This window comes from Bacillus sp. FSL L8-0358 (genome assembly GCF_038593095.1).
Classification (GTDB): Bacteria; Bacillota; Bacilli; order Bacillales; family Bacillaceae; genus Bacillus; species Bacillus subtilis.
This window is the reverse complement of sequence record NZ_CP151962.1, coordinates 3644876-3661983: the sequence shown is the minus strand read 5'-3', so window position 1 is coordinate 3661983 and position 17108 is coordinate 3644876. Positions and strand designations below refer to the sequence as shown.

The 17108-nt window shown below is 43.9% G+C and carries 19 protein-coding genes; 11 read left to right on the top strand and 8 right to left on the bottom strand.

The genetic code is table 11. The annotated features are described in order from the left end of the window. Positions 1-5: 5 nt before the first annotated feature. Entirely contained in the window at positions 6-440 is a 435-nt protein-coding gene (locus NYE49_RS18770) for a DUF5392 family protein (RefSeq protein ID WP_003244359.1), read from the top strand. Between the two features lie 93 nt (positions 441-533). Here NYE49_RS18770 and NYE49_RS18765 read toward each other — a convergent pair whose 3' ends face one another. The 3 genes from NYE49_RS18765 to NYE49_RS18755 form a co-directional block, all read right to left on the bottom strand. Next, positions 534-2312, bottom strand: a complete 1779-nt coding sequence (locus NYE49_RS18765; RefSeq protein ID WP_080344235.1) for an N-acetylneuraminate synthase family protein — start codon at positions 2310-2312, stop codon at positions 534-536. 207 nt (positions 2313-2519) lie between these two features. After that, on the bottom strand, positions 2520-3035 hold the full coding sequence (locus NYE49_RS18760) for a DUF5362 family protein (protein WP_047183326.1): 516 nt from the start codon (positions 3033-3035) through the stop codon (positions 2520-2522). Then, entirely contained in the window at positions 3032-3523 is a 492-nt protein-coding gene (locus NYE49_RS18755) for a GNAT family N-acetyltransferase (protein ID WP_080030753.1), read from the bottom strand. The genes NYE49_RS18760 and NYE49_RS18755 overlap by 4 nt, the downstream gene beginning before the upstream one ends. Before the next feature lie 142 nt (positions 3524-3665). Here NYE49_RS18755 and spoIIQ point away from each other — a divergent pair, with 142 nt between their 5' ends. Together spoIIQ and NYE49_RS18745 are read left to right on the top strand one after the other, a co-directional pair. Beyond that, a complete protein-coding gene (gene spoIIQ / locus NYE49_RS18750; RefSeq protein ID WP_047183325.1) occupies positions 3666-4538 on the top strand; it encodes a stage II sporulation protein spoIIQ in 873 nt (290 codons plus the stop codon). A gap of 110 nt (positions 4539-4648) precedes the next feature. Further along, positions 4649-5071, top strand: a complete 423-nt coding sequence (locus NYE49_RS18745; RefSeq protein WP_003227753.1) for a VanZ family protein — start codon at positions 4649-4651, stop codon at positions 5069-5071. Between the two features lie 40 nt (positions 5072-5111). Here the strand turns inward: NYE49_RS18745 and bcrC are convergent, their stop codons facing one another. The 3 genes from bcrC to amtB form a co-directional block, all read right to left on the bottom strand. Next, complete coding sequence (gene bcrC, locus NYE49_RS18740; protein ID WP_003243362.1) at positions 5112-5693, bottom strand: undecaprenyl-diphosphate phosphatase BcrC; 582 nt, start codon at positions 5691-5693, stop codon at positions 5112-5114. Between the two features lie 180 nt (positions 5694-5873). Further along, positions 5874-6224 carry a P-II family nitrogen regulator gene (locus tag NYE49_RS18735; protein WP_003221829.1) on the bottom strand — a complete coding sequence of 117 codons (351 nt, stop codon included), beginning with the start codon at positions 6222-6224 and terminating at the stop codon, positions 5874-5876. A gap of 11 nt (positions 6225-6235) precedes the next feature. Next, the gene (amtB, locus tag NYE49_RS18730) at positions 6236-7450 is read right to left on the bottom strand and encodes an ammonium transporter AmtB (RefSeq protein WP_003227757.1); all 1215 of its coding nucleotides are present in this window, start codon (positions 7448-7450) and stop codon (positions 6236-6238) included. 284 nt (positions 7451-7734) lie between these two features. On the opposite strand from amtB, the gene NYE49_RS18725 reads away from it, so the two are divergent. The 5 genes from NYE49_RS18725 (at position 7735) to NYE49_RS18705 (ending at position 13469) form a co-directional block, all read left to right on the top strand. Then, a complete protein-coding gene (locus tag NYE49_RS18725) occupies positions 7735-8196 on the top strand; it encodes a hypothetical protein (protein WP_046160942.1) in 462 nt (153 codons plus the stop codon). A gap of 183 nt (positions 8197-8379) precedes the next feature. Beyond that, positions 8380-8949, top strand: coding sequence for an isochorismatase family protein (locus NYE49_RS18720; protein WP_174616662.1), 570 nt, complete (start codon positions 8380-8382; stop codon positions 8947-8949). After that, entirely contained in the window at positions 8949-10307 is a 1359-nt protein-coding gene (locus NYE49_RS18715; RefSeq protein WP_047183593.1) for an MFS transporter, read from the top strand. Before NYE49_RS18720 ends, NYE49_RS18715 begins: the two co-directional genes overlap by 1 nt. A 180-nt stretch (positions 10308-10487) precedes the next feature. After that, complete coding sequence (pucI, locus tag NYE49_RS18710; RefSeq protein ID WP_047183323.1) at positions 10488-11960, top strand: allantoin permease; 1473 nt, start codon at positions 10488-10490, stop codon at positions 11958-11960. Between the two features lie 102 nt (positions 11961-12062). Next, on the top strand, positions 12063-13469 hold the full coding sequence (locus NYE49_RS18705) for a right-handed parallel beta-helix repeat-containing protein (RefSeq protein WP_047183592.1): 1407 nt from the start codon (positions 12063-12065) through the stop codon (positions 13467-13469). A 92-nt stretch (positions 13470-13561) separates the two neighbouring features. On the opposite strand, the gene NYE49_RS18700 is transcribed toward NYE49_RS18705, so the two are convergent. Continuing rightward, complete coding sequence (locus tag NYE49_RS18700) at positions 13562-14752, bottom strand: MFS transporter (RefSeq protein WP_003227769.1); 1191 nt, start codon at positions 14750-14752, stop codon at positions 13562-13564. Between the two features lie 21 nt (positions 14753-14773). Then, a complete protein-coding gene (locus NYE49_RS18695; RefSeq protein WP_003227771.1) occupies positions 14774-15187 on the bottom strand; it encodes a MarR family transcriptional regulator in 414 nt (137 codons plus the stop codon). Positions 15188-15411: 224 nt separating this feature from the next. Between NYE49_RS18695 and NYE49_RS18690 the strand changes: the two genes are divergently transcribed. The 3 genes from NYE49_RS18690 to mbl all read left to right on the top strand — a co-directional run bounded on the left by NYE49_RS18690 (position 15412) and on the right by mbl (position 16985). Continuing rightward, positions 15412-15522, top strand: a complete 111-nt coding sequence (locus NYE49_RS18690) for a protein usd (RefSeq protein WP_010886628.1) — start codon at positions 15412-15414, stop codon at positions 15520-15522. A gap of 14 nt (positions 15523-15536) precedes the next feature. Beyond that, positions 15537-15818, top strand: coding sequence for a sporulation transcriptional regulator SpoIIID (spoIIID, locus tag NYE49_RS18685; protein WP_003221804.1), 282 nt, complete (start codon positions 15537-15539; stop codon positions 15816-15818). Between the two features lie 165 nt (positions 15819-15983). Beyond that, positions 15984-16985: a cell shape-determining protein Mbl gene (gene mbl / locus NYE49_RS18680; protein ID WP_003227776.1), complete on the top strand. Its 1002-nt coding sequence runs from the start codon at positions 15984-15986 to the stop codon at positions 16983-16985. Positions 16986-17108: the final 123 nt, after the last annotated feature.

Below are 17108 nucleotides of genomic sequence, written 5' to 3'. Positions count from 1 at the left end.
ATTATATGAACTTTTACAGAGTCGAACAAATGCCGGGGTTCATCAAAACAGAAATGCAAAAAATTCAAAAGGCCGTACAGCCTTTCATGAAAAAAACCGTCATTTACCGTTTTCTTGCTATTCCGCTTGCTGCATTCTCTCTCTTTAATTTAGCTGCTTTTCTATTTCATGCTTCAGCTGACAGGGAGTCCCTGATCAGCGCAGGCATATTCGCCCTTTTGGCGGCGCTCGGGCTCGCATTTTTTAAAGAGGCAGGCTATCAGCATAAACAAATCCAAAAAACGGTTCACATCTATATGCTGAACAGGATCAAAAAGAGCGAAATCCTTTCAGAAGAGCGGAAAAGCTCCTACGCACGACAAATAAAGGAAGAGCCTTTTGCGATGCGGAGTTTTGTTGAATTTTTGACTGAGGAAGACAGACGCAAAAAAATGTATTAAAGAAGATCTGCACCCGGATTGTTGAGATTTTTCAGACGATCCGGGTGTGTTTTTTTGTATGACTTGGGATACGGACACGAGTTGTTATTTATTTCAAGGTAACAGCGTTGCTTTGTTGATTTCCTCTACTAATGATGCCTGATCGATCCATTTAGTCGACACATCTTGATTGATCTTTGAAATGTGCCGGTTTTCTGTTAAATAATCTCTTATCCGGCTGAAATAGAGCGGTTCGTTTTTGACATCCAGGTTTTGATATATTTGTTCAAACAATTCTAAGTCTTTAGGTTCATCTAGGGTTAATCGCCAAGATGGATAATGGAGTTCTTTCGGCAAGCTGACTTGATTGATGGTGAATAGGGAAGGATTGTTTACAAAATAAAAAGAAAGATATTCTGTATGGGTTAACGGTTTTGGCTGCTGTACAAGCCGCTGAAGAGCTTCAACAGTAATAATATTCCCGGAAATTCCTGCTGAACTTGAAAGTTCCTGAGTATAATCTGCTCCTTTTTGCAAGTGCTGTTCAATTAAATATTGAAGCACTTCAGGTGAAACCGCTGGGCAATCGCCGGTCACCCGGATAATGATATCGGCTTTTGTTAACGCCGCGGCTTCAAGCATTCTTTCTGCCACATTTTCGGGGGAACCCCTTACGATTCTGACCTTTCCATTTAGAGTGAAAGCTTCAAGCGGATCGTCATCAGGAAGATTTGACGTTGCCAACACAACTTCGTCAACAGAAGGGACAGCCAGACAATTGATTAAACAGCGCTCGACAGATGGAATTCCATAAATCGGGAGCAACGCTTTTTTTGGCAAACGGGTCGATTTTAGCCGGCATATTACCGCAATCGTAATTCTTGGTTTTTTAATATCGTTGGGTGTAACAGGCTGGTTTAACGATAAATCAGCAGTTGCGACTTGAGGGAAAGCGTCTTCGGCTTGTAAAGGCATCAGTGCATTTTCATTTCCGCATCTTTTGTAACTTGTTTTTTCCAGCGTTATAATTTCTCCTTTTTTTATATCCCGGTTAGCAGTCACACGTAAAGAGGAATCGTGCAAATACTTTCTTTCAGATTCATTTACTTCAGTTGACCCCGCTGCAATTTGGGCCTGCTTAAGCTTTTCTGTCATTAGTTTGAATTCGTTTGGCTCTAGTGAAGAATAATAATCAAACCCTTTAGCTGCCCGGTTTAGGGTTATATGTTTTTCAATAACAGAGGCCCCTGAGAAAAACGCATAGACAGGAAGGTCGGCTGCAAGCGGATGCTCTGCGTCAATGTGATCCGCAAATCCAATTTGAACCTTGTATCTTTCCTTTAGATGTTGAACCCGTTTTAGGTTAATATCCTCTAATGTTGTGGGATATCCTTGGAATCCGTGCATGAGTATGAGCTGATTGTCCATATGTTGTTTTACAAGCGGCATCAACTGATCAATCTCTTCTTCATACCATCCCCCAACTCCGATGAGCACAGGCTTCTCAGTCATACCTATCGTTTTCATGATCTCCGTGGATTGAAGGATGGTTGTTGGAAGCTTAATGCCGTCAATGTCACGCTGAAGGTGCGAAAAAAGCTCTGCTCCCCATAAATCGAAAATATCCACCCATATTTCTAATCCAAGGCTTTTTCCATATGCGACACAATTTTTCCATACGTCTTCATTCAAAAACAGCTCGATATACGACTCATAAGCAAAAAAACAAGGTGTTGCAATACAGTCATATTTGAACCACTGAAATTTCACACCATCTGCTCCGCTTTCAGCTGCAGCCTTGATGAGTGCTCTGAGGTTCTCCTCTTTTCCTTGATGGGCGTTTGCGATTTCAGCTATCACTTTTACTTTTTCCGAAGGGCTGTTATTTTCCAAATGTCCCACTCCTTTATGTTTATTGAGACAAACCTGCTGATGCCGCTTTCGAGTTGAAAGACCGAGTCATTTTAATAGATTGTATGCTTGCTTCAAGACTTGGTGTTTATGCCAGCCTGCTTTGACTGATAATTTTACGGAAAATAGACAAATAAAAAAGGCATGGTTCCGTTTGATCCGGAACTCATGCCCTGTCCTGTTTCATCATTATTCAAACACCGGATCATCCTCATAATAATAAGAATCCGGATCATCATACGAAGGCGTGTTCTCAAAAGCAGCAATGCCGATTACCACCAGCACGAAAATGGCTACAATAATCCCGATCAGGACAGTAACGATACTGGATGCTGCATAAAACAGCTGCATTTTTATAAATGTCCCGTAATTTTCAAGCATGCTTTCGCCAGCGCTGCCGGCTAGATTTCCTTCGGCTTCCGCGGCTGCTTTTGCTGAGCGCATCAAAAATACGCCTGATATAATGAGCAGTACGCCCGGGATGGCGCCAATCACTGTCATCAAGGCGGTCAGAGTGACAAGCGATCCCATAATGATTAACAAGATGCCAGAAATTTTGCCCCACTTGGCAATGTCGGATAGCGACTTGACAGCAGAGGCACTCAGCTGGCGGGTCTCCTCAACAGGTGCAGTCTCCTCTTCAACGAGGCTATTTTCTTCATTATGATTTTCAATTTCGTTTTCATCTTTATCCAGACTAATCATGAAAGCTCTCTCCCTAAAATTTTTAAATCGTATCTTTTCCCGTCCATTTCGGCGATGCCGGGGAATAGTCCCCATTCTGCAAACCCGTGCTTTTCAAACAGCTTCAGGCTTGGTTTATTATGCCCGAAAATGAAGGCCATAAGTGAGCGGATGCCAAGATTCGGGGCAATGCGGAGCGCTTCTTGAAGCAAATATGATCCAACACCTTTGCCGCGGCATGCTTCGTCAATGTATATGCTGACCTCCGCTGTTTTATTATAGGCTGGCCTTCCATAAAATGTTTCAAAGCTGATCCAGGCAGCGACGTTTCCATTTTCGTCCTCGGCCACATAGAGCGGACGTGCCTCTGTATGTCCTAAAAACCATTCCATCCGGTCTTCAGGAGTTACCGGTTCGGTATCGGCTGTTACCATTCGAGAAGCAATCGTTGAATTATAAATCGCAACAACAGCCTCCAGATCTTTATTTTCAGCAAGGCGCAATGTCATGTTCATACGTTTTTGGCACTCCTCTCAAAAAAAAATGACATATTTTCGTAACAGTCTGCGCAAACTACATCTAAAAAAGTTTTTTGGATAGGTGTATATATTTTCAGAAAAGTGTTCAGAATGTTGCTGAGGTGATGAAACAATGAGAGAGGAAGAAAAGAAAACTTCTCAAGTCAAAAAACTTCAGCAGTTTTTTCGTAAACGCTGGGTGTTCCCTGCAATTTACTTAGTCAGTGCGGCCGTCATTTTAACAGCTGTCCTTTGGTATCAATCAGTATCAAATGATGAGGTAAAGGATCAGTTGGCTGATAACGGCGGAAACGCCGCATATGACAACAACGACGATGCAGTTGAAGTAGGAAAGTCAATGGAAAATGTCGCAATGCCGGTTGTTGATTCTGAAAACGTTTCTGTTGTGAAAAAGTTCTATGAAACCGATGCCGCAAAAGAAGAGAAAGAAGCAGCACTCGTTACCTATAATAACACGTACAGCCTAAGCAAAGGAATTGACTTAGCTGAGAAAGACGGAAAAGATTTCGATGTCTCTGCTTCTCTGAGCGGTACGGTTGTTAAAGCTGAAAAAGATCCAGTGCTGGGATATGTTGTGGAAGTAGAACATGCCGACGGTTTATCGACTGTGTATCAATCTCTTTCCGAAGTAAGCGTTGAGCAAGGTGACAAAGTAAAACAAAATCAAGTGATCGGAAAATCTGGCAAGAACCTTTACAGTGAAGACAGCGGAAACCACGTGCACTTTGAAATCCGTAAAGATGGGGTCGCAATGAATCCGTTAAACTTTATGGACAAACCAGTTTCTTCTATTGAAAAAGCAGCAGCTGCTGAAGAAAAAGCTGCCACCCAAGAAACAGAAGAATCCATTCAGCAATCTTCCGAGAAAAAGGACGGATCAACTGAAAAAGGAACAGAAGAAAAATCCGGTGAGAAAAAGGATGATTCAACTGACAAATCTGGTTCCAAAGAAAGCAGCACAACAGAAGACACTGAACAGTCTTAATGAAGAAAACGTCTATCCTTGTGATGGGCGTTTTTTTCTGTTACTTTTTGCTTTGTTTTACCGTCTATGTAGTTACATGTAGGCACGTCCGCTATAAAGGAGGTTATGTCATGAACCGCCTATTGCTAGCAGGCTGGATCTTTTTTATCCTGCTTTCTGTCTGTACGGAAAGCTTCAGCGGCATGGTCGTATCGCAAACGGTGGCTTTTCATTTTCAGCCGCACCCTGATCTGTCTCAATTTTTAGTTATGGATTTTACTGAGCTTACTGTACCTGAAGCGTTTATTCAAAAAATCGGACATGCGTTTTCCTTCTTTGTGCTGACATATTTGCTGTGGAAACAGCGGGGCAGCATAAGATCAGCTGCAGCCGGCTCATTCGCGTTTGCTTTTTTCACAGAAGTTCTTCAGCTCTTCTTCAGCAGGAATGGTTGTATCCGGGATGTGCTCATCGATGCTGTTGGAATTGGGTTGTTTTATGGTTTATATGTGTTGGCGAAGCGAAGAAAACAAGAGATGTATGAGAAATATTAAAGCCGGCTGTCTTGGTTAAAGACGCCGGCTTTTGTCTTTCTTAGAAATTTTGATCGGTTGGTTTTTTCGTCAGTTTATTGATAATGGCTTCATAGATCCTCACGACCAAATCGACGAACGGGCGAAGCAGATCTGAAAATCTAAAGAAAAGGAACCCGATAATGATGGCGACAACGAGGCTGCCCAATACATCTACCGGATAGTGATGTCCCACCCAAATTCTCGAAAAGCCTGTCAAAAGCCCAAAAATGACAAGCGGCCAGCCGATTTTGCGGTTTCTGAAAAGCATCGCAATAGAAATCGCTAATGCACCTGTCGTGTGGTCACTTGGAAATGAAGCATCCGCAGCATGCGGAATCAGTGTATGCACTGTATGCGCAACGAACGGGCGCGGTTCGAAATAAACAAGCGTAATCAAATAGTTGATCACAAGGCCTGCAATTCCTGTGATGCCTGCGTATAGCACATGTTTTCTGCTTTGTGTGTTCCCGAACAGCCAGATTGCCAATAGGATAAGGGCATAGGCGACAATGGCATATTCCGTGATGAAGACCATAATGGAATCGAGAACTGAATTGTGATGAGATAGTCCATGGATTGCTTTAAAAATTTCGTAGTTCAAATAATCACCTTTTACATTTTTATATTTAGTAGACTAATCTTACTCATGAAAAGTTTCAAATAAAAATAGAGATTGTCTGAAATAACGGCGCTTGAAGAGAATTCGAAGAGGAATCGCGGTTTCTGGGGGGATTCTGTGCACAAAAAAAGAGATCCGGAGTGTCCGAATCTCGTACCGATATTAAAGTGCTTCAGGTCCTTCTTCGCCTGTGCGGATGTTGATCGTATTGCTGATTTCATAGACAAATATTTTACCGTCACCCGGTGATCCCGTTTTCAGCACCCTTTTAGCGGTCTCAGTCACTTGATCAACAGGAACCTTGCTGACCACAATTTCTATTTTTAAACGCTCGTATACATTGCTTTCTATTTTTACCCCTCGATAGAGCTCCGTATGTGCTTTTTGAAGGCCGCAGCCGTGTACATTGGAGAAAGTCAGAGAGGTCACTCCGATTTTTCCGAGTTCCTGCTTCAGCTTTTCAAAATTTGCCGGACGCGTTACAATTTCTACCTTGAACATTTGACCGCTCATAGCGTCACTCCTCACATAGAATCTTGATATGCTTTTTCCCCGTGCATCGTTAAGTCAAGCCCAAGTGACTCTTCTTCTTCAGTTGCGCGAAGGGGAAGGAAGAGGCTTACAATTTTAATAATAACGAAAGTGACAATAAATACAAAAACATAAGTGGCGGCGATGGCGACGATTTGTTTCCAGATTAAGCTTGCATCACCGTAAAATAACCCATCTGCGCCCGCTGAGTTAACAGAGGTTGTTGCGAATAATCCTGTTGCGATTCCGCCCCATGTGCCTCCGATCCCGTGCAGGCCAAAGGCGTCAAGCGCGTCGTCGTATCCGAATTTCTTTTTAAGCGAGAATACTCCCCAGAAACAAACTGCCCCGCCGATGATGCCAATAATAATGGAAGCGAACGGTGTGACAAATCCGGCAGCCGGCGTAATGGCGACAAGCCCGGCGATTGCTCCAGATACCGCTCCGAGCATTGTCGGTTTTTTGTTAATGATCCATTCTACTAAGATCCAGCCGGCGATCCCGGCTGCAGCCGCGGTGTTTGTGTTGATGAAGGCGTACATGGCTACACCATCTAAGGTCAAAGCGCTGCCGACGTTAAAACCGAACCAGCCGAACCAAATCAAAGCTCCTCCTAAGAAGGTGTAAATGAGGTTATGCGGAGAAGACGCTGTGCCGTCTTTCCGTTTGCCAAGCACAATAGCAAGAACAAGTCCTGCCACACCGGAGGAAATATGAACAACATTGCCGCCAGCGAAATCGAGCGCTCCAAGCTGGCCGATCCAGCCGCCGCCCCATACCCAGTGCGCTACGGGTGTGTAAACCAAAGAGGCCCATAAAACCGAGAATAAAAGAAAAGCGCCGAATCGCATCCGCTCTGCGAAAGCCCCGGAAATAATCGCTGTAGTCAGAACGGCAAACGTCATTTGGAACATCATAAATAACGAGTGGGGGATGGTATCGCTGTAATCTCCCGGATCAAATCCGACCCCTTTGAGGCCGGCCCACTCCAGTCCGCCGATGATTGAATTGCCTGGTGCGAAGGCAAGTGTATATCCGAACAGCACCCAAACGATGGAAACGATGGCAATGGAAGAGAAACTGTGCATGGCAGTGCTCAGCACATTTTTGCTCTTTACCATTCCTCCATAAAATAACGCTAATCCCGGGGTCATCAGCCACACGAGTAAAGCGCAAAAGAACATAAAAACTGTATCGCCCATTTGCATGTCTCATTCCTCCGTATCTTTCAGAATAAAAAGCAATTATTATATTTCTTCATTATAGAGAAAAAAGAATGATAAAACATTTTCATGTAAGATTTCCTAACATGGTTTTTAAGGAGTGTTATCGAGGGATAGAAAGAAAGGAGAACGGCATTTTTTACGATATAAGACTTTATATCTATAAAAGAAGCTATTCATATGAGCGGAAAAGGGAATTGACATTAATTAGAATACTCTATACTGTATTAAGTGTACTACATCAAATGATACACTGAGGGGGATGTAAGATGAATAAAGGCGGCAGGCTGAGGAAAGCGGTACGCAAGTCGATTCCCGCGACGTTCCGATTGTTTTTAGCCTTTAATTTTTTCGTGTACGGTCTGGCGAAAGTGGTGATTGGCCAGTTTGGCGAGGTGACGCCTGAAATCGAGGCGGCTGCCGGGAAGGGGTTTACGATCGCGTGGACATTTTTCGGTTATTCTCATGTCTATGAACTGTTTATAGGTTTTGGTGAAATCCTGGCAGCTGTTTTATTACTGATTCCGCGAACAGCTGCATTAGGGGCGGTTATTTTTATGCCCATTATTGTGAACATCGTCTTGATTAACTATTGTTTTGATATTGGCGTGCAGGATCTTAGCACGATATTAATGGTTATGTGTCTCATCCTGCTTTGGATGGACCGCCGCAAATTCATAGGCATTTTCAGGCAGGAACCGATAGACAGCAGGCAGGTGATGAAGCGATGACGCCCCTTATGATTACAGTGCTGGCCGGTTTGTTCGTATGCACAACCTGTTACTACTACATAAAAGAAAAATCATGAGAAAACGCTCCTTCTGAGAATTTCACAAGCATCATAAAAGAACCTAGGCAGTGTGAAGAGTAAAATATGCAATGTGAGAAACACTAACAGTATCAGGAGGAGACGTATGATGAATACACTCAACATTGATTTTCAAAAAACAGCATTGATTATCATTGATTTACAAAAGGGAATTGTGCCGATTGATCAAAGCGGCCAGGTTGTCCCGAACGCGAAAAAGCTCGTAGATGAATTTCGGAAACATAACGGGTTCATCAGCTTTGTAAATGTAGCCTTTCATGATGGAGCGGACGCCCTGAAGCCGCAAACGGATGAGCCTGCGCAGAGAGGTTCAGGGGAAATGCCGGCGGACTGGGCCGAATTTGTTCCGGAAATCGGTGTGCAGGATGGCGATTATACTGTGACAAAACGGCAATGGGGTGCTTTTTTTGGCACAGATTTAGACTTGCAGCTGAGACGCCGCGGCATTGATACGATTGTATTGTGCGGCATCGCAACGAATATCGGGGTGGAAAGCACAGCACGGGAGGCATTTCAGCTTGGTTATCAGCAGATTTTTATTACAGATGCCATGTCCACATTTAGTGATGAAGAGCATGAAGCCACACTGCGCTTTATTTTCCCGAGAATCGGTAAATCGCGGACAACGGAAGAGTTTCTGGAACAAGTGAAATGATGTTATCGAAAAAAAGCCGGGCTGTTTTTTTAACAGCGGTGGCTTCGGGAACAATGCTGAATCCGCTGAACTCGTCTATGATCTCTCTTGCGCTCCATAGCATCCAGCATGAGTTTCACCTCTCGTTTACAACGGTTTCCTGGCTGATTTCCTCGTTTTACTTGGCGAGTGCCGTAGCGCAGCCCGTAACGGGAAAGCTCGGTGATTTGATTGGGCGGAAACGCTTGTTTTTATTCGGGCTTATTCTTGTTGCGATTTCTGCCATCGGAGCGCCGTTTGCGCCGACGTTTATGACATTATTGGTCATGCGGCTGTTTCAATCGGTGGGAAGCAGTGCGATTTATCCGTCAGGTGTTGGCTTGATTCGGAATCATATTCATGAGCGCCAAGCTTCAGCCTTGGCTGTACTCTCTATTTTTGCGTCCGCCATGACGGCGCTGGGGCCGACAGTCGGCGGGTTTTTGATTGTATGGGGAGGCTGGCCGGCGATCTTTATCGTTAATTTGCCGTTTATTATCCTCAGCTTCTTATTGGGCCTGTATATGTTCCCGAAAGATCAGAAAAAAGGGGCAGGAATCAAAACCATTATTCGGCAGCTCGACATTCTTGGAATTGTTTTATTTGCCGGAGGAATCATTTTCCTTCTATCCTTTTTGCTGTCGTTCAGCACGTCGCCGCATGCGGTTGAAGGTGTGCTTGGCTTGCTTCTGCTCTGTGCGTTTGTCTGGCGCGAGCTGAAAACGGATAAGCCATTTATTGATGTCCGTCTGTTTAAAACACAACGTAACCTGTCAGCCGTGTATGTTCAGTTTATTTTATTGAATGTTTTCTTCTATTGTTTATTTTTTGGTCTGCCAAGTTACTTTCAGGATGAAATGCATCTTTCTGTTCAAACGAGCGGCCTGTTTATGCTGTTTATGTCTGGAATGAGCATCGTTGTGTCACCTTTAACTGGCAAATGGATCGACCGATCTGGTGTCGTCAAGCCGATCTTTGCGGGAGCGCTTTTGATGACGGCTGGAGCCGTGCTCTTAACCATCTTTTTTATCAATGTCCAGACCATCGGTAAAGGCCTCATTCTGTCGCTCTTGGGTATAGGCTACGGACTGGGCAATGTCGCGCTTCAGGCAGCGATGCTGGAAACGAGTCCTTCCAACATGGTAGGAACGACTTCAGGCCTGTTTCAAACCTGCCGTTACCTAGGATCGATTTTGTCTTCGGTGATCCTTGGCGTTCTTTTTGGTAAAGAAATCACGGCAGCCCATTTTGATATGATGGGAATCATTATGATCATAGCGGGCGGAGCAAGCCTGTTAATGGCTGTTAGATTTGCTGCATTAATGAAAGCTGCAACTTGAGAAAGAGACAGACTCTGAGGTCTGTCTCTTTTTCTTGTTTAAGCTGTTCAAATACAAATGGGAAAATTGTATATCATAGCCAGTGTTATTGTCAGACTCTTCAGTTATATTAAGTGACATCTAATGTCAAAAAACATAACGTGTGACGACATATAGACAATATGGAAAGGGGAGCCGGCTATGAAATTAAAAGAGAGTCAGCAGCAATCCAACAGGCTGAGCAATGAAGATCTGGTGCCTTTGGGACAGGAAAAACGGACGTGGAAAGCAATGAACTTTGCCTCCATTTGGATGGGATGTATACATAACATACCGACCTACGCGACGGTGGGAGGATTAATTGCGATCGGCCTTTCGCCTTGGCAGGTGCTGGCGATCATTATTACGGCATCGCTTATCCTATTTGGCGCTCTTTCCTTAAACGGCCATGCGGGGACAAAATACGGGCTGCCGTTTCCAGTGATCATTCGGGCTTCTTACGGGATATACGGTGCGAATATCCCTGCGCTTCTAAGGGCGTTTACAGCTATCATGTGGCTTGGCATCCAGACCTTTGCGGGTAGCACGGCATTGAACATTTTGCTTTTGAATATGTGGCCGGGCTGGGGAGAAATTGGCGGCGAGTGGAACATTCTCGGCATTCACTTATCTGGTTTGCTTTCCTTTGTATTCTTTTGGGCCATTCATTTACTCGTATTGCATCACGGCATGGAGTCGATTAAACGTTTTGAGGTGTGGGCAGGGCCTTTAGTGTATCTGGTATTTGGCGGCATGGTATGGTGGGCCGTTGATATTGCCGGAGGATTGGGCCCGATATACTCTCAACCAGGAAAGTTTCATACGTTTTCAGAAACATTCTGGCCGTTTGCTGCCGGAGTTACTGGCATCATCGGCATCTGGGCGACATTGATCTTAAATATACCTGATTTTACACGGTTTGCTGAAACACAAAAAGAGCAAATCAAAGGGCAATTTTACGGTTTGCCGGGAACATTTGCGCTGTTCGCCTTCGCAAGTATTACGGTGACCTCCGGCTCGCAGGTCGCGTTCGGAGAGCCGATTTGGGATGTTGTCGATATTTTGGCGCGGTTTGATAATCCTTATGTCATCGTCTTGTCCGTGATCACGCTCTGCATCGCCACGATCTCTGTAAATGTCGCGGCGAACATCGTATCGCCCGCTTATGATATAGCGAATGCCCTTCCGAAATATATCAATTTCAAACGTGGCAGCTTTATCACAGCGTTGCTCGCTTTATTTACGGTTCCATGGAAGCTGATGGAGAGCGCGACAAGCGTGTATGCGTTTCTTGGCTTAATAGGCGGCATGCTTGGACCGGTGGCAGGCGTGATGATGGCCGACTATTTTATCATTCGCAAACGTGAGCTCTCGGTAGAAGACCTGTATTCCGAAACAGGACGGTATGTGTATTGGAAGGGCTACAATTACCGTGCGTTTGCAGCCACAATGTTAGGAGCGCTGATTTCGCTGATTGGCATGTATGTTCCTGTATTGAAGAGCTTATACGATATTTCTTGGTTTGTAGGTGTGCTGATTTCCTTTCTTTTCTATATTGTTCTGATGCGTGTTCACCCGCCTGCATCGTCGGCGATTGAAACGGTTGAACACGCGCAGGTCCGCCAGGCTGAATAAGGTATCTGCCGGTATATTTTCATATTTTTGAAATGGTTTTCCATAAATAGAGCATTTATAATGGTTTTAGAAATCTATTCTAAAACGAAATGGGAATCGAAAATGAGAAAATGGTATTTTATCCTTTTGGCAGGTATTGTAACGTTGGGCATCCTCGCTTGTGTTTTTGATAAGACAAAGGCAAATGAGGAAGGATGCGAAGACTGCTTATATGTTTCTCCAAATGGCAGTGATCAAAATGAAGGAACAAAAGAAAAACCGTTTCGTACATTGGCACACGCATCTGAGAAGGCTGCTGCCGGCACAACTGTCATGATTCGGGAGGGCACGTATCATGAAATCCTTGATGTAAAGCACAGCGGTAGGGACGGAAAGCCTATCACATTCCGAAACTATGAAAATGAAAACGTCGTGATTAGCGGTGAATCCCTTACGGACGCTGAATATGAAACACCTCTTATTCGTATTCACGATAAACATGACATTGCCATCAGCGGTTTAACAATTCAAGATCTTTCTGTTTCATCTGAGGAAGCAACTGCTATAGGGATTTATGTATCAGGGTCCAGCAGTCATATCGCCATTAAGGATAATCACATCCGGGGTATTAAGACAACAGCGGATGAAGGAAATGCTCACGGAATCGCAGTTTATGGGACTGGCAGCATGAAAGACATCCAAATCGAGGACAATACAGTTGAGAATCTGACGCTTGGAGCGAGTGAAGCAGTTGTGCTAAACGGTAATATCGACGGGTTCACTGTTGCAGGCAATCTGGTCCGCAACAATAACAACATCGGGATCGATCTTATTGGTTATGAGGGAACCGCGGATAAAAACGATTATGTACGAAACGGAGTCGTAGAAAACAATACAGTTTATCAAAACTCGACTTACGGCAATCCTGCTTATGGAGATGAATACTCAGCGGGCGGGATTTATGTCGATGGAGGACACGATATCGAAATTAAGAACAACACAGTTTACGATAACGATATTGGGATTGAAGCAACGTCTGAACACAAAGGAAAGTATGCAAATGCCATTCAGATCACAGACAACAAAGTGTACAACAATGCTTACACCGGTATTTCAATCGGAGGATATGACAAAAAGCGGGGCGGCACCAGCAATTCTCTGATTGCCCGTAATATTATGTACCGGAATGACACAAAGGGACTGTACGGCGGACAGCTGCTGCTGCAGTACGATACGAAAAACAACACAATTGAAAAGAATATATTGACGGCCGGTGATTCCAGATTATTTATCGGAAACGATTTTACAGAAAATGAAGGAAATACGGTCAATCATAACGTGTACCACAAGGAAGCGGATCAAGACGGCATATGGATGTGGAAAAAGAAAGAATATGATTCATTTTCTTCGTATCGAAAAGCAACAAAAAACGATCAGCAATCCATTTATGCCGATCCGATGTTTCGTGATGAAGCGTCCTATGATTTTTCGTTAGATCCTGATTCACCTGCGCGGAAAGTCATTGAATAATATGCCATAAGCGGCGTTCTCTCGTTCAACCGAGAGGGACGCCGTTTTTTATATGTAAAAAAGACTGCCGGGATTTCCCGGCAGCCTGAAATTTATTCTGCAATAGACACTTTTCCTTCAGCCTCTGCAGGTTTTTTCTGGCTCCACGTGTAGAGAAGCAGGGCAATTAAAACGAACAGCCCCGCTGTTAAATAAATGGCAGAGAAGCCGGCAGATGCTACAAACAATCCGAATACATACGATCCTACAGCAATTCCGCTGTCAAAGAAGGTAAAGAACGTTGCCGTTGCAAAACCGGAGCGGTGAGCCGGAGATTTTTGAATCGCCAATGTTTGCATGCAAGGAACGATTGATCCGTAGCCAAGACCGATAACCGCCCCTGAAAGCAGAAGCATTAAGCCGCTATGTGTGAAGGACAGCATGCAGAGTCCAACAGAGAAAATCAGGATTGATGGGTAAATGACAATGCCCGGTCCGACTTTGTCGAACAATTTCCCTGTGAACGGGCGTGCAATCATCATTGTCACCGCAAAGCAAACAAAGAAATATCCGCTGATATCCGAAAGGTCAACTGATTTGGCGAATACAGACAGATATGATGTGACAGTTGAATAACAGAAAGAAATAAACAAACCGACCGTCGCAATTTTGAGTGCGCCCTTTTCAAACATATCCGAGAACGCAAAACGGAATACAGTCGTGCCGCTGTCCTTACTTTGCGGCACTTTTATCAAGAACGAAACAAGTAAGCCCGCAACCATAAACAGCGCAAAGGCTGTAAAGAATACAGGAAAGCTTACCACTCTCATCAAATTCAGACCAAGGAAAGGCCCGATCGCCATAGCGAGGTTCATAGACATGGCAAAGTATCCAAGCCCTTCACCGCGCCGTTTGGCTGGAATAATATCAGCGGCAATTGCACCTGTAACAGTCGTTAAAATGCTGAACCAAATCCCTTGGAAGAACCGCAATCCGAGCAGCAGGGAAAAGTTATGAATCGGCATATACAGAAAAGATGATAGGGCGAAGAGCGCCATTGATACAATCGCCATTCTTTTCTTCCCGAAACGCTCAACGATGGCTCCGGAGAAAGGCCGTGTAATGATCGCAGACAGAAGGAACAGGCTGATTAAAAGCCCGCCTTGTGATTCTGTGCCGCCAAGCTCTTGCAGTGTATAAATCGGCAATACAGTTAAAAATGTATAAAAGAACACAAACACAAATAAATTGACAAGCAGAACCATAATAAAATCCTTGGTCCATATCGCATCCGCTTTTTTCAAATGTATGTCACTTCCTTATTTTCATTGTTGTAAAAACATGCGGAATAAATGAGAAAAAGCTTCTTTATCTTCATCTCGGAAATCTGCAAGCAGCTCTTCCTCGAATTTCAGCATTTTCACATTGATTTCTTCGTATTTTTTCTCGGCTTCTTTTGTGAGGACAACAAGTTTTTCCCGTTTGTCTTCACCTTGCCGTCTCTGAACCCAGCCGTTCTCCTCCAGGCGTTTGATCGTCCGAGTCACAGTCGGCGCTTCCACATTTAAATAGGACCAAATCTCTTTTTGAGTCATTGGTCCGATCGTACGCAAACAATATAAAACTGACCATTGAGATGAATAAAGGCCGAATGGCTCTAGCTGTTCATTGGCTTTCTTGGCAATCAGGCGGGCGCTTTGGTTGATTTGATGAATGAGGTGTCTGTTGACGTAGGACATGTCGGTCTCCTTCTAAAAAACTTACCTAAGTAACTAATTGCTTATTTCATTTTACAGGAGCGATCAATAGTTGTAAAGATGAAAATTTAGTGACGCGAAATAGTTTGCTGAATCTGAAAAAGTTCGTTTCACCCCTTGTCCTTATTGAGTTTTTAGCATATTCCCAAAAGAATGCTAATACACTGTTACAAACCTAACAAAGAGAGTGTTTGAGGTGAGGGATCGTGGGCATATTTCACAAACTTACTTTTAAAACCATACAACGAAGAAGCGGCATAATGAACGACTCTTTACAGAATACGGATCTCATTTCACACTTCTCACATCCATTTTAGGGAGGTCGAGTGGTGTGCACGATTACATCAAAGAGCGAACAATCAAGATAGGGAAGTACATCGTGGAGACAAAGAAAACCGTTCGTGTCATTGCGAAGGAATTTGGTGTTTCCAAAAGTACAGTACACAAGGATTTAACAGAGCGTCTGCCTGAAATTAACCCCGACTTGGCAAACGAAGTGAAAGAAATACTCGATTATCATAAATCCATCAGGCATTTAAGAGGAGGAGAAGCGACAAAGCTCAAATATAAAAAAGATGAAATTCTCGAAGGAGAGCCTGTTCAGCAATCGTAATCACCTGGCATTGCCTTCTTGAAATCGTTCATAAAACATCCGCAAAAATTTGTAAAGAACTTATTGTGCTTCCAACTTTTTTTCTATATTTTATGATAATATATATAATTAGGGCACAATGTGGATATTTACTGTGAAACAGATTTTCAAGGAGGATATAAATAGATGTTTGCAAGGGATATTGGTATTGACCTCGGTACTGCAAATGTACTGATCCATGTTAAAGGTAAAGGAATTGTTCTGAATGAACCTTCCGTTGTTGCACTTGATAAAAACAGCGGCAAAGTGCTGGCGGTTGGCGAAGAGGCAAGACGAATGGTTGGACGTACACCTGGGAATATTGTTGCGATTCGCCCGCTGAAAGACGGAGTTATTGCTGACTTTGAAGTAACAGAAGCAATGCTGAAACATTTTATTAACAAGCTGAATGTAAAAGGCCTGTTCTCAAAGCCGCGCATGCTCATTTGCTGCCCGACGAATATTACATCCGTTGAGCAAAAAGCAATTAAAGAAGCTGCAGAAAAAAGCGGCGGGAAACATGTGTACCTTGAAGAAGAACCTAAAGTTGCCGCTATCGGCGCGGGTATGGAAATATTCCAGCCAAGCGGTAACATGGTTGTAGACATCGGAGGCGGGACGACGGATATCGCGGTTATTTCAATGGGCGATATTGTCACCTCCTCTTCTATTAAAATGGCTGGGGACAAGTTTGATATGGAAATCTTAAATTATATCAAACGCGAGTACAAGCTGCTGATCGGCGAACGTACTGCGGAGGATATTAAGATTAAAGTCGCAACTGTTTTCCCAGACGCACGTCACGAGGAAATTTCCATTCGCGGACGGGATATGGTTTCCGGTCTTCCAAGAACAATTACAGTCAACAGTAAAGAAGTTGAAGAAGCCCTTCGTGAGTCTGTCGCTGTTATTGTTCAGGCTGCGAAACAAGTGCTCGAAAGAACACCGCCTGAACTTTCTGCTGATATTATTGACCGCGGCGTTATTATTACCGGCGGAGGCGCACTCTTAAACGGCCTTGACCAGCTGCTTGCCGAAGAGCTTAAGGTACCGGTCCTCGTTGCTGAAAATCCTATGGATTGCGTAGCCATCGGCACAGGTGTCATGCTTGATAATATGGACAAGCTTCCTAAACGCAAACTAAGCTGATTTCACAAACCTCATTCTGAAAAAGAATGAGGTTTTTTTATGAAAAAGCCTTCACGAAAAGATGTTAAATGACGATAATAGGATAAAATACTGAGTTTTTATTATAGAACGAACGTTCCTATA